Raw genomic sequence first — 12670 nt, 5'->3', positions numbered from 1 at the left:
CCGGGCCGGCCCGGACCGGCGGTCATGGTCACCGTTGCCTGGTCGCCCGCGCCGCGGCAGGTGCAGGAAGTGGCGTTGAACCTGCCCGCGGGCGCCACGGTGCGGGCGGCGCTCGAAGCCAGCGGCGCCCCGAACGCTGGCGACGGCCGCGTGGGCGTGTGGGGCCGCAAGGCGGCGCTGGACCAACCCCTGCGCGAGGGCGACCGGGTGGAGGTCTACCGGGCCTTGCGCGTGGACCCCAAGCTGGCGCGGCGCGAGCGCTTCGGCCGCCAGGGCGCGCGCGGAGCGGGCCTGTTCGCGCAGCGGCGGCCGGGGGCCAAGCCGGGGTATTGAACTGGCCCTTCAGCGTCTTCGGGATGAGGCGCCGGGCACGAAATTGCTACTGTTCAGATAGCTGGTCTCGCATATCTGGCACGGGTTGACCCTAGAAACGGCAGTTGACCGCTTGCCACCCTCGGGAAAGCCGCATGGGTGTTGACTTTCGCTGCTTCGATGACCTTCACCTCTTGGGTGAGCGCGCTACGCGCCCGCCAGCACCGCGCTCGCCGCGCCATGCGGCGTTGCTCCTCCTTGCGCACAACAGTGCGCCGCGTCGTCTCCCTTGCAGGGCGCGGGCCGTCCAGAGGCCGGCCCCGTTCACGCCGTCCACAGGCGCGCAGGCGCCTTTGGAGCCGCGGCGTTCACCCTTGCCTGCCACGCCGATCACGGCACTGGCGGGCGCGTTCAACTGCCGTTTCTAGTCTCTAACCAGCTCAGTCTTGATGTTTTGTGCAAAGACTTCAGTGCGCAGCCGCCATGGCCGGGATGATGTTGAAACGCGTGAGCGAGCACGCTGCGGCGATGGCAGCGCGGCCCAGGCGCGTCAGGTAATAGCGATAGGTATGCGTGACCTTCTTGATCAAGCCCAGCGCACGCAAGCGGCGAAGCTGTCGTGTCATGGCCGATGCCGACATATCCAGTTGCGCCAGCAGATCGGCACGGCGCCAGCCGTGAATGTTGAACTCGCCGTGTTGCAAGGTTCTGAGCAAGGCTTGGTCGGTGGTGTTGAAAAAGTTCAACCCCTTGACGGCCGGGTCTACGCCCACGCGCGGCTGGCTCAGCCGTTGCAGATTGCGCTCACCAGCACTGGGATCGTCCAGGCTGGACAGAAACGCCAGGTAGCGCTGGTTGCAGCCCAGCAAAATCTCGCGCAAGTCGATCAGGCTGTAGATCGACTTCTTGAGCGGTGCCAGCTCCCGCGTGGCCGCCGCGCCCTTGTGTTCCACCCTGCGGTGGTGCTTGAAAAAGCTCACGTCGTTGACGGTGGTCTCGATGCGCAGCACGCGCGAGAACTTGTCGTAGACCTTGACACTGGCCGCGCCCATGTAGTGCTTGATGCAACGGCCCTCGATGCGCGTGGACAGCCGCGAGCCGATCTCCTGGGCCAGCGTCGGGGTGATCTTCTTGCCCAGAAAGCCCGCTACACGCGGTGCATCGGCCGCCAGCACCGCTTGGCGCGAGATGGCGTCGTACAGCGCCACCAGGATGTGCTCACTGCGAAACATCAGGTCGCTGGAGTACTCCGCCTGACGGATGCTCCAGTGCCAGTCGTCCTGGGCAAATACGTCGGCCACCGGGCACAGCCAGTGCGCATAGCGTGTCAGGCACCGGTGCAGTTGTTCGGGGTTGAAGGCGTCGGCCAGGGCCTGAGCACGCTGCAGGTCGGCCACGCGCAAGAAGGCGTTGTCTTCCTGCACAAACTCGATGCCTTCGCGTCTGAGCGAGCATGCCAGTGCGCTGTGGCCGTTGCAGTAGAACTGCAACGTGAACGGCGCCCAGGTGGGCACGCGCAGGTAGCACAGGCCGAACTCCTGGTCGATGAAGTAGAAGTAGTAGTGCAGGCACTTGCCCATGTCAGGGCGCAGGTAAATATGCCCGTTGCTCTTGTCCAGCCAAGGCTTGTAGCTGGGGCACGATTCCATGGCCGAGATCACGTGCACCAGCCCCGGCGCGTCGCCCCGCTCGGCCAGCACGCGCGCCACCAGCTCTTCCTTGCGGATGTGGGCCTTGTTGACGTGTTCGATGTGCACGCCAGCGGCTTGGCACACCTGCTGCGCACGCTCGCGGATGCGCTCGCGCAACGGCTCGGCAAAGCGCGGGTAGTCGAAGATGCGGATGCCGCGCGAGTACAGAAAGCTGGTCATCCCGCCCGCGTAGCACGCCCCGGGCAGGGTGCCGGTCACGATGATCCTGTCGTAGCACGACAGTACGCCATGAAGGTTCGCCGCATATCGATCCGTCAGTGCCGTCGTTGCCATGGTCGTTCACCTCGCCAGCGGGTTCGCCAGCCATCGTGTTGCTTGTTTGGTTCCGGCTTCGCCGGCTTAGGTTGAAGCCACTATTTGCAGTTAGACGCGATGATCTGCTGCACGCGCTGGCGCTCCGCGGCGCGTTGCGCGTCGTCCAGGATCTCGCGCTCGCCCTGGCTGTTGGTGCGGGCGATGCGCACGCCCGAATCCAGGCCGGCCTTGGCGCTCTGAGCGCGCTTGCAGTTGTCGGCGCGAGCGGTGGCGAGCTTGGTTTCCTCGGCCTTCTTCCGGGCTGCTTCGGCGGCGTCGGCCTGTTTCTTCTTCTCTTCCAGCGCCTTGTCCACGCCGGCGGGGTACTGGGCGGGCGCCGGTGCCGCGCGCGCCGCCACGGTGCTGGCGCCGCGCGGCTGGGACAGGACGTTCCTGGCCGGCACCTCGGCGGGCGGCGGGCGGTCGCTGAACACCCGGCGGCCGTCGGGGTCGATCCATTGGTACTGCGCCGTGACGGCCGTGCTGGCGGCCAGGGTCCATCCGATGAGCAAGGCGCGGGCGGGTTTCATGGGGTCGGCAGTGTAGCCCTGCCCTTGTGGCCGGCGGGCGCCGTCGCGCCGTGCGGCGGAGGGGCCGATGCACGGCGGCGCGGGCAGGAAAAGCCAGGCGCTTCAGTACAATCCGCTTTTTGGAGCCAAGCATGCGCCTTCTCGGCAAAGCGCTGACCTTCGACGACGTGTTGTTGGTGCCAGCGTTCTCCCAGGTCCTGCCCAAGGACACGTCTCTTTCCACCCAGTTCACCCGCCGCATCCGCCTGAACCTGCCCCTGGTGTCGGCCGCCATGGACACGGTCACCGAGGCGCGCCTGGCCATCGCCATGGCGCAGGAGGGCGGCATCGGCATCGTGCACAAGAACCTGACCGCGCAGGAGCAGGCCGCGCAGGTGGCCAAGGTCAAGCGCTACGAGAGCGGCGTGCTGCGCGACCCGGTGGTCATCACGCCGGAGCACACGGTGCTGCAGGTGATGCAGTTGTCCGACGATCTCGACATCAGCGGCTTTCCGGTCATCGACCAGGGCCGGGTGGTGGGCATCGTCACCGGACGCGACCTGCGCTTCGAGACCCGCTACGACGTGCCGGTGCGCGAGATCATGACGCCGCGTGAGCGCCTGATCACCGTGAAGGAGGGCGCCGGCCACGAGGAGGCCAAGCGCCTCCTGAACAAGCACAAGCTGGAGCGCCTGCTCATCATCGACGACCAGGACCGCCTGAAGGGGCTGATCACCGTCAAGGACATCACCAAGCAGACCAGCTTCCCGAATGCCGCGCGCGACGACAACGGCCGCCTGTGCGTGGGCGCGGCCGTGGGCGTGGGCGAGGGCACCGAGGAGCGCGTGGAGGCGTTGGTCAAGGCCGGCGTCGATGCGCTGGTGGTGGACACCGCGCATGGCCACAGCCAGGGCGTGATCGAGCGCGTGCGCTGGGTCAAGCAGAACTACCCGCAGGTGCAGGTCATCGGCGGCAACATCGCCACCGGCGCCGCGGCGCGCGCGCTGGTGGAGGCGGGGGCCGATGGCGTGAAGGTCGGCATCGGTCCCGGCTCCATCTGCACCACCCGCATCGTGGCGGGCGTCGGTGTGCCGCAAATCACCGCCATCGACAACGTGGCCACCGCGCTGCAAGGCACGGGCGTGCCGCTGATCGCCGACGGCGGCATCCGCTACTCGGGCGACATCGCCAAGGCGATCGCCGCCGGCGCGCACACCGTGATGATGGGCGGCATGTTCGCCGGCACCGAAGAGGCGCCGGGCGAGATCGTGCTGTTCCAGGGCCGCAGCTACAAGAGCTACCGCGGCATGGGCAGCATCGGCGCCATGCAGCAGGGCAGCGCCGACCGCTACTTCCAGGAGAGCAGCACCGGCAACCCCAACGCCGACAAGCTGGTGCCCGAGGGCATCGAAGGCCGCGTGCCGTACAAGGGCAGCGTCGTCGCCATCATCTACCAGATGGCCGGCGGCCTGCGCGCCAGCATGGGCTACTGCGGCTGCGCGACCGTGGACGACATGCGCCACCAGGCCGAGTTCGTCGAGATCACCGCCGCCGGCATGCGCGAGTCGCACGTGCACGACGTGCAGATCACCAAGGAAGCGCCCAACTACCGGGCGGATTGACGGGGGGCGCACGGCACGCTACCCGATAGCTATCTATATGGTAGCTATCAGTGCAATGAATACGCGGGCTTTCGCGTGATTCTGCTTGAATTCCCGTTCAATCCACCCGTCTGACCGCGAAGACATCCCATGGCCCACGACAAGATCCTCATCCTCGACTTCGGCTCGCAAGTCACCCAGCTCATCGCGCGCCGGGTGCGCGAGGCGCACGTCTACAGCGAAGTGCATCCCTGCGACGTGAGCAGTGACTGGGTGCGCGAGTACGCCGCCGACGGCCACCTCAAGGGCGTGATCCTCTCCGGCAGCCACGCCAGCGTCTACGAGGTGGACGACCGGGCGCCCCAGGCGGTGTTCGAACTGGGCGTGCCGGTGCTGGGCATCTGCTATGGCATGCAGACCATGGCGCAGCAACTGGGTGGCAAGGTCGAGGGCTCGCACCAGCGCGAGTTCGGCTACGCCGAGGTGCGAGCCCATGGCCATACCGAACTGTTCAAGGGCATCCAGGACTTCAGCACCCCCGAAGGCCACGGCATGCTCAAGGTGTGGATGAGCCACGGCGACAAGGTGACTGAGCTGCCGCCCGGCTTCAAGCTGATGGCCAGCACCGACAGTTGCCCCATCGCCGGCATGGCCGACGAGGCACGCCACTTCTACGGCGTGCAGTTCCACCCCGAGGTCACGCACACCGTGCAGGGCCAGGCGATCCTCAACCGCTTCGTGCTCGGCATCTGCGGCGCCAAGCCGGATTGGGTGATGAAGGACCACATCACCGAAGCGGTGGCGCGCATCCGCGATCAGGTGGGTGATGAGGAGGTGATCCTCGGCCTCTCGGGCGGCGTCGATTCCAGCGTGGCTGCCGCGCTGATCCACCGTGCCATCGGCGACCAGCTCACCTGCGTCTTCGTCGACCACGGCCTGCTGCGCCTGAACGAGGGCGACATGGTCATGGCGATGTTCGAAGGGCAGTTGCACACGAAGGTGATCCGTGTCGATGCCAGCGAACTGTTTCTCGGCAAACTGGCCGGCGTGAGCGACCCCGAAGCCAAGCGCAAGATCATCGGCGGCGAATTCGTCACCGTGTTCAAGCAGGAGGCCGCCAGGCTCAAGGCCGGCGGGGCAGGGCACAAGGGCGCCACCTTCCTGGCCCAGGGCACCATCTACCCCGACGTGATCGAGAGCGGCGGCGCCAAGAGCAAGAAGGCCGTGACCATCAAGAGCCACCACAACGTCGGCGGCCTGCCTGAGCAGTTGGGCCTGAAGCTGCTGGAGCCGCTGCGCGACCTGTTCAAGGACGAGGTGCGCGAGCTCGGCGTGGCGCTGGGCCTGCCGCCCGAGATGGTCTACCGCCACCCCTTCCCCGGCCCCGGCCTGGGCGTGCGCATCCTGGGCGAGGTGAAGAAGGACTACGCCGACCTGCTGCGCCGCGCCGACGCCATCTTCATCGAGGAACTGCGCAACTTCCGCGACGAGGCCACCGGCAAGACCTGGTACGACCTGACCAGCCAGGCCTTCACCGTCTTCCTGCCCGTCAAAAGCGTGGGCGTGATGGGCGACGGCCGCACCTACGACTACGTCGTTGCCCTGCGCGCCGTGCAGACCAGCGACTTCATGACGGCGGATTGGGCCGAGCTGCCCTATGCGCTGCTCAAGAAGGTGTCTTCGAGGGTCATCAACGAAGTCCGCGGGATCAACCGGGTCACCTACGACGTGAGCAGCAAGCCACCGGCGACGATCGAGTGGGAATGAATCTGGAAGCGGAACCAACAGGAACCAACGAGAAGTAAACCCCACCTAAGCCCGCGTCACTGCGGGCTTTTTTGCGCTTGCTTGCGGAACTGACAGGAACTATCGAGAACGACCAAGAACCCGATTTTGAATGGCATTTGCGCTGGCATATTCCATATGCGATACCATCAGAGCCGTCGATACCATCACCCATGCGCGCTGATGTTGATGGCATCGAAGAATTGTAACTTGTTGATTTAAAACGTGATACCGCGCATTCTGAGGGGCATTCTGGAGTGATGGTATTGCGACAGGGTTCAGGAGGACTCGATGCTGACCGATACCAAGCTGCGCGCGCTCAAGCCGACCGGCAAGCTGTTCAAGGTGCCTGACCGGGACGGCCTTTACGTGGCGGTGACGCCAGCGGGGGCGGTGTCCTTCCGCTACAACTACCGGATCAACGGGCGTCAGGAGACGTTGACGCTGGGGCGCTACGGCGCGGATGGCCTGACGCTGGGCGAGGCCAGGGACAAGCTGAACGAAGCCAAGAAGATGATTGCGGCTGGCAAGTCGCCATCGCGGGAGAAGTCGAGGGAGAAGGCCCGGATCAACGCCGGAGAGACGTTCGGCGCGTGGGCGGAGAAGTGGCTGGAACTGCACCAGATGGCAGACAGCACGAGGGACATGCGGCGTTCCGTTTATGTGAGGGACGTGAAGCCGAAGTTTGGGAATGTGAAGCTGACGGAGATCACGCACGAGGATGTGCGGATGATGGCTGGCGGCATCGTGGCGCGCGGCGCGCCAGCCACGGCGGTGCATGCGCGCGAGATTGTCATGCTGGTGTTCAAGTTCGCCATCATGAAGGGTCAGCAGGTACCCAACCCGGCTGACCTGGTGTCGCCAACCAGCATCGCCCGGTTCGAGCCGAAAGACCGTGCCTTGTCGCCAGAGGAAATCCGGCTGTTCTACCGGTTCATGGATCGCATCGGCACGTCGCCCAGCATTCGCGCGTCGGCCAAGCTGCTGCTGCTGACGATGCTGCGCAAGGGGGAGATGACCAAGGGCGAGTGGGCTGAGGTGAATTTCTCCGAAGGCACATGGGTCATCCCGAAGGAGCGGATGAAGCGGCGCAACCCGCATGTGGTCTATCTGTCGCGGCAGGCGCTGGACATCCTGGTGGCGCTCAAGACGATGGCCGGTGGCTCGCGCTTCATCCTGCCCTCGCGCTACGACATCGACCACCACATGAGCAGCGCCACACTGAACCAGGTCATGACCCTGACCTACAAGCTGGCGCAGAAGGAGGGGCACAAGCTGGAGAAGTTTGGCCCCCACGATCTGCGCCGCACGGCCAGCACGCAGTTGCACGAAGCGGGCTTCAACACCGACTGGATAGAGAAGTGCCTTGCCCATGAGCAGAAGGGCGTGCGCGCGGTTTACAACAAGGCCGAGTACCGCGAGCAGCGCTCGGCCATGATGCAGGACTGGGCGGACATGATTGACCGCTGGGTGGCGGCTCAAGACTGATCCACCGCAGGGAAGGGGGCGGCGGCAGCGCCTTGCTGGCGCGCCTTCAGCCAGGCATCCACCTCCGATTCAACCCAGGCCACGCAGCGGGCACCCAACTGGCGGCGCTTCGGGAACTGGCCCTTCTTCTCCAAGTTCAGGATGTGCCGGGCGGTGAAAGGGACGCGCTGAAGGAGGGTGCTGGTGCGGATCAGCGTCACGGGTTTTTCTTGGGTCATGTGTCGCTCCATGAAAAAGCCGCCTCGGTGGGCGGCTGGTGTTGGTTGGCTCAGTCTTTGTAGAGCAGGTTGATGGCCTTGAACGACCAGGACGAATCCATAGCCCGGATGACGATGCCCTCGCCGGGCTTTCCGTTGCCCACGTCCAAGGATGTGGCGCGCGTGCTGTTCCATGAATCGCTTGGCCACTACGGCTTGCGGGGTGTTTTCGGGAAGGAGCTGGGCACCATCCTGGACAAGATCGCCGTGGTTCGCCGGGGCGAGGTGCGCAAGAAGGCGGAGCAATACGGGCTGGACTTCGACAATCCGGCGCAGCGCCAGCAGGCCGCCGAGGAGGTGTTGGCCGAGTGGGCGCAGAACACGCCGGAGCTGGGCTGGGTGAAGCAGGCGGTGGCGGCGATCCGCACCTGGCTGCGCGAGAACGTGCCGGGCTTCGAGCAGATGGCGGTGACGGACGCGGAGATCGTGCGCAGCTTCATCTTGCCGGCGCGGCGGTTTGTGGAGCGGGGCGCTTCTGCGGCAAATTCCGAGTCGGCGGCGTTCGCGCGAGCCCCTGGGTTCAACCAGGCCGTGGACGACGTGGTGAGTGCTGCCATGAAGGGTGATCCGCTGCCTCGCGCGCATGTGTCGGTGGGAACCACATCGCCCACTTTGCAGGCAGCAGGGATTCCTGCTGGCAATTTGCGGACTTCGGCGCGCGTGTTGTCGAAAGTGGTTTTTGACCACGGGGTGACCAAATCCGTGCTGAAGAAGTTGCCGGATCTGCTCGACGCCCCGGTGATGGTGTTCGAGTCGGACACCGTGCCAGGGAGCTATGTGGCCGTGACTTCGGAGATGGTGCGCGGGCTGCCGCTGATCGTCGCCATCAGTCCGGAGCAGGTGACGGGCGGCGCATCCTTTAACTTCGTGCCCAGCCTGTACCCGAAGGATGACCTGAACGCCATTCAACGCTGGCTGAAGGCGGGGCATCTGCGATACATCGACAAAAAGCAAAGCCCTGGGTGGTTTGGCTCAACCAGGCTCCAATTGCCTGGGGAATTCCAAACCGCCAAGGGCTTGCAGGCACGCAATGTAGCGACGGAGGCCGATGTTGTCAATCGGGATGTGAGTTTCAGCCGCGCCAAGCCCGCCCGCGCCGACGCCGCCGACTGGCAGACCCCATCGGCTTCGACATGGGATGACCTGACCTACAAGCTCCAGGACAAGCACGTCGACACCAAGCGGGTGCTCGAAAGCGTGCGCGCCACGGGCAAGGCGATTGGCGACGACCTGGACGTGTACCTGCAAGAGGAGCTGTACCACGGTCGCGCGGCCAAGCGCACCGAGGACTTCGTGACGCAGGAGATTGAGCCGCTGATGCAGTACATGGCATCCGCCGCTTTAAAAATGCCGGACGTGGAGGAATACCTGCACGCGCGCCATGCCAGGGAGGCCAACCGGGTGATTGCCGAGCGCAACCCCGATTTGCCCGATGGCGGCTCGGGCATGACGAATGCCGAGGCGGATGCGGTGCTGAAGGCGCTGGCGCCCGCACAGCGCGCGAAGCTGGAGCGTGCGGCGACGATGGTGGACAAGATCATCGCGGGCACGCGCCAAGCCTTTGTGGACTATGGGCTGGAGAGCCAGGCGACGGTGGATGGCTGGGCCAAGACCTTCGCCAACTATGTGCCGCTGATGCGCGAGCGCGAAGGCGACGGCATGGCGGGCCTGGGCACGGGGCAGGGCTTCTCGATCAAGGGGCGCGAGGCGAAGGGCCGCACCGGTTCGACGCGCAAGGTGGTGGACATCATGGCCAACATCGCCCAGCAGCGCGAGCGCGCCATCGTGCGCGGCGAGAAGAACCGCGTGGCGGCGGCGCTGGTGGGGCTGGCCAAGGACAACCCGTCCGACCTGTGGAAGGTGGACGTGGTGCCCACGCGCCAGGTGCTGGGCAAGAACGGCAAGGTGGAAACCCAGCACGACCCGCTGTACAAGAGCCGCGAGAACGTGGTGGTGGCCAAGATCCCCGGCAAGAACGGCGTGGTGGCCGAGCATGCGGTGATCTTCAACGAGGACGACGCGCGTGCGCTGCGCATGGCGCAGGCGCTGAAGAACCTGGACGCGGCGCAACTGGAAGGGGCGCTGGGCGCAACGGCGAAGGTGACGCGCTTCTTGGCGGCGATCAACACGCAGTACAACCCGATTTTCGGCATCACGAACTTGGCGCGCGACGTGCAGGGGGCGGCGCTGAACCTGGCTTCGACCGAGCTGGCGGGCAAGCAGCGCGAGGTGCTGGGGCAGGCGCTTTCGGCGCTGCGTGGCATTTTTGCGGTGGAGGGCAAGGGGCGGAAGTGGGCGATCAAGGAGTCGCAGGCATGGAGCGTGCTGTGGGAGGAATTCCAGCAGGTGGGTGGCCAGACGGGCTACCGCGACCAGTTCCGCACCAACGCAGACCGTGGGCAGGCGCTGGCGCAAGCCCTTGACCCGAGCGCCTGGTCTGAGACGGGTTGGGGCCGGTTCTTCTCGGCGGGTGGTCGGCTGAAGGTGCCGATGGAGATGGTGCGCAAAGTCATGTCGCCCGTGCTGGCCTTGCTGGACGACTACAACACGGCGATGGAGAACGGCGTGCGCCTGGCGGCCTACAAGACGGCGCTGGACGCGGGCATGAGCAAGGAGCGCGCTGCGAGCCTGGCCAAGAACCTGACGACGAACTTCAACCGCAAGGGGCAGTCGGCGCAGCAGGTGGGCGCGCTGTATGCGTTCTTCAACGCCAGCGTGCAGGGCACGGCGCGCATTGGCCAGACGCTGTTCGACATGGAGCCGGGCAAGCCCAAGACGCTGCGTCTGTCGGCCGTGGGCCAGAAGATCGTGGCCGGCGGCGTGCTGCTGGGCGGCGCGCAGGCGCTGATGCTGGCGGCGGCCGGGTTTGACGATGAGGAGCCGCCGGACTTTATCCGCGAGCGCAACCTGGTGATCCCGACCGGGGGCAAGAAGTACATCACCATTCCGATGCCGCTGGGCTTTCATGTGCTGCCGAACCTGGGGCGCATTCCGGTGGAGTTCGCGCTGGGCGGTTTCGACAAGCCGGCCGAGCATGTGGTGAAGCTGCTGAGCCTGTTCAGCGACACGTTCAACCCGATGGGCAACGCGGGGCTGAGCATGCAGTCGCTGGCGCCCACGGTGCTGGACCCGTTCGCGGCGCTGGCCGAGAACAAGGACTTTGCCGGCCGGGCCATCGCCAAGGAGTCGTTCAACAAGCTGACGCCGGGGCATGCGCTGGCGCGCGACACGGCATCGCTGCCGGCGCTGTGGATGTCGGAGGCCATCAACTACCTGAGCGGCGGCACGCGGCACGTGCGCGGGGCGTTCTCGCCCACGCCGGACCAGATCGACTACCTGGTGGGCCAGGTGACGGGCGGGGTGGGGCGCGAGGCGTCGAAGCTGCAGCAAACGGTGGTGGGCGTGGCGCAGGGCAAAGATGTGCCGGCGCACAAAATACCGGTGCTGGGGCGCTTCCATGGCAATGCGGACAGCCCGAGCGCCAGGCAGTCGGCGTTCTACCGCCGCCTGGACGAGGTGGCGCGCCATGCCGAGCAGGCCAAGGGTCTGCGGCTGGAGGGCAAGGCGGCCGAGGCCAACGACTACACCCGCGAGCACCCCCAGGCCCGGCTGGCCCTTGTCGCGCGCGCGGCGCAGAAACAGGTGAAGGATATGCGCGAACGCATCCGTGAGCTGGAGCAGGAGGGGGCGCCCAAGGGCGTCATCCACGCCACGGAGCTGCGGATGATGCGGCGGATGGAGCAGTTCAATGAGCTGGCGGCGCGAGTGGGGTGAGCGGGGTTGACAGGGGCCAACGTCGGAATACGTTCCGGCGCTTCAACCCGAGCCAGCCGGATGCTGGAACACCTGAAGGAAACCCATGACCGACACCATTGCGCTCCCCGTCATCGACCCCGGCCCCGACTCCCTGGAGCGCGAGATCGCGGCCAAGTCCACCGCGCCGCGCGTGACGCTTGCGAACGTGGAGGCGGAGATCGTGGCGGAGCACTACTTCACAGCCGCCGACGGTCGCAATGGTGCCATTGAAGCCGGAACCTATGAAGGCCGTGAAAAGCCGCTTGTTGCCGATGCCGACCTCAAATCGTTGGGCCTTCTGACATTCTGCGTGCTGCGCCTGAAGAACGGCTTCACCGTGACCGGCGAGAGCGCCTGCGCCAGCCCGGAGAACTTCAACGCCGAGATTGGCCGCAAGATCGCGCGCGAGAACGCGGTGAACAAGGTGTGGAGCCATCTTGGCTTCCGCCTGCGTGACAAGCTGGCGGCGTCTAAGCCTGTGATGGCATGAATGCTGGCATCAAAACCAGCGAGGCCGTGAAACCCGCATGAATACTGGCCTTTTCGGCCTTATCAACAATTGAGTGGGTGAGGGGTTTGGAGATTGTTTATTTAAATCAATAATTTAGAGGCAGCCACCGACCATGGCGAGTACCACGTCAACCAGTGCGCACATACCGACGAGGCGCGAGATGGATGCACGCCAACAGGGTGTGTACGCGATGGTCATGATGGCGACGAGAGTTGCCGCGGATCAAGTGCCGTCTCAGCCTGACTTGAAAAAGGTGACTGCGGAGTTGAGAATAGGCAGCGCGAGACGACAACCGTCTCCATTGATTCATCTCCATTGATGGGCGACGAGGCACTGCAAGACAGGAAAACGTGGTCGATCAGGAACGCAAGTTGTTTTGAAGCGAAGTATTTCGCGCCTATCTGAG

The 12670-nt window shown here is 65.4% G+C and carries 9 protein-coding genes; 6 read left to right on the top strand and 3 right to left on the bottom strand.

The window, feature by feature from the left end:
* Positions 1 to 24: 24 nt before the first annotated feature.
* Positions 25 to 333 (top strand): RnfH family protein, encoded by a 309-nt coding sequence (locus IPG65_RS17070; protein WP_293192116.1) that lies wholly within the window; start codon positions 25 to 27, stop codon positions 331 to 333.
* Positions 334 to 779: 446 nt separating this feature from the next.
* Here IPG65_RS17070 and IPG65_RS17065 read toward each other — a convergent pair whose 3' ends face one another.
* Entirely contained in the window at positions 780 to 2297 is a 1518-nt protein-coding gene (locus IPG65_RS17065; protein WP_293192114.1) for a winged helix-turn-helix domain-containing protein, read from the bottom strand.
* An 80-nt stretch (positions 2298 to 2377) separates the two neighbouring features.
* A complete protein-coding gene (locus IPG65_RS17060) occupies positions 2378 to 2848 on the bottom strand; it encodes a DUF4124 domain-containing protein (RefSeq protein ID WP_293192112.1) in 471 nt (156 codons plus the stop codon).
* Between the two features lie 131 nt (positions 2849 to 2979).
* Between IPG65_RS17060 and guaB the strand changes: the two genes are divergently transcribed.
* From guaB to IPG65_RS17045, 3 genes are all read left to right on the top strand, one after another.
* Positions 2980 to 4449 (top strand): IMP dehydrogenase, encoded by a 1470-nt coding sequence (guaB, locus tag IPG65_RS17055; RefSeq protein ID WP_293192110.1) that lies wholly within the window; start codon positions 2980 to 2982, stop codon positions 4447 to 4449.
* 129 nt (positions 4450 to 4578) lie between these two features.
* Positions 4579 to 6195 carry a glutamine-hydrolyzing GMP synthase gene (guaA, locus tag IPG65_RS17050; protein ID WP_293192108.1) on the top strand — a complete coding sequence of 539 codons (1617 nt, stop codon included), beginning with the start codon at positions 4579 to 4581 and terminating at the stop codon, positions 6193 to 6195.
* Between the two features lie 309 nt (positions 6196 to 6504).
* Positions 6505 to 7701, top strand: coding sequence for a site-specific integrase (locus IPG65_RS17045; RefSeq protein ID WP_293192106.1), 1197 nt, complete (start codon positions 6505 to 6507; stop codon positions 7699 to 7701).
* Here IPG65_RS17045 and IPG65_RS17040 read toward each other — a convergent pair.
* Positions 7692 to 7919 carry an AlpA family transcriptional regulator gene (locus IPG65_RS17040; RefSeq protein ID WP_293192104.1) on the bottom strand — a complete coding sequence of 76 codons (228 nt, stop codon included), beginning with the start codon at positions 7917 to 7919 and terminating at the stop codon, positions 7692 to 7694. The two genes, IPG65_RS17045 and IPG65_RS17040, sit on opposite strands and share 10 nt — an antisense overlap.
* A 72-nt stretch (positions 7920 to 7991) precedes the next feature.
* On the opposite strand from IPG65_RS17040, the gene IPG65_RS17035 reads away from it, so the two are divergent.
* Together IPG65_RS17035 and IPG65_RS17030 are read left to right on the top strand one after the other, a co-directional pair.
* On the top strand, positions 7992 to 11732 hold the full coding sequence (locus IPG65_RS17035; RefSeq protein ID WP_293192102.1) for an LPD38 domain-containing protein: 3741 nt from the start codon (positions 7992 to 7994) through the stop codon (positions 11730 to 11732).
* Positions 11733 to 11817: 85 nt separating this feature from the next.
* Positions 11818 to 12243 carry a Gp49 family protein gene (locus IPG65_RS17030; RefSeq protein ID WP_293192100.1) on the top strand — a complete coding sequence of 142 codons (426 nt, stop codon included), beginning with the start codon at positions 11818 to 11820 and terminating at the stop codon, positions 12241 to 12243.
* Positions 12244 to 12670 lie beyond the last annotated feature (427 nt).

The sequence above is a fragment of the Ottowia sp. genome (assembly GCF_016703145.1).
In the GTDB taxonomy this organism is placed as follows: domain Bacteria; phylum Pseudomonadota; class Gammaproteobacteria; order Burkholderiales; family Burkholderiaceae_C; genus Ottowia.
The sequence above is the reverse complement of the archived record's forward strand: the minus strand, read 5'-3'. Positions and strand labels throughout refer to the sequence as shown.

Bases quoted from the DNA above. Each gene is read 5' to 3' on its own strand.
- IPG65_RS17045 (WP_293192106.1), top strand. From the start codon at position 6,505: ATGCTGACCGATACCAAGCTGCGCGCGCTCAAGCCGACCGGCAAGCTG.
- IPG65_RS17060 (WP_293192112.1), bottom strand. From the start codon at position 2,848: ATGAAACCCGCCCGCGCCTTGCTCATCGGATGGACCCTGGCCGCCAGC.
- IPG65_RS17030 (WP_293192100.1), top strand. From the start codon at position 11,818: ATGACCGACACCATTGCGCTCCCCGTCATCGACCCCGGCCCCGACTCC.
- IPG65_RS17070 (WP_293192116.1), top strand. From the start codon at position 25: ATGGTCACCGTTGCCTGGTCGCCCGCGCCGCGGCAGGTGCAGGAAGTG.
- guaA (WP_293192108.1), top strand. From the start codon at position 4,579: ATGGCCCACGACAAGATCCTCATCCTCGACTTCGGCTCGCAAGTCACC.
- IPG65_RS17040 (WP_293192104.1), bottom strand. From the start codon at position 7,919: ATGACCCAAGAAAAACCCGTGACGCTGATCCGCACCAGCACCCTCCTT.
- IPG65_RS17035 (WP_293192102.1), top strand. From the start codon at position 7,992: ATGGCCTTGAACGACCAGGACGAATCCATAGCCCGGATGACGATGCCC.
- guaB (WP_293192110.1), top strand. From the start codon at position 2,980: ATGCGCCTTCTCGGCAAAGCGCTGACCTTCGACGACGTGTTGTTGGTG.
- IPG65_RS17065 (WP_293192114.1), bottom strand. From the start codon at position 2,297: ATGGCAACGACGGCACTGACGGATCGATATGCGGCGAACCTTCATGGC.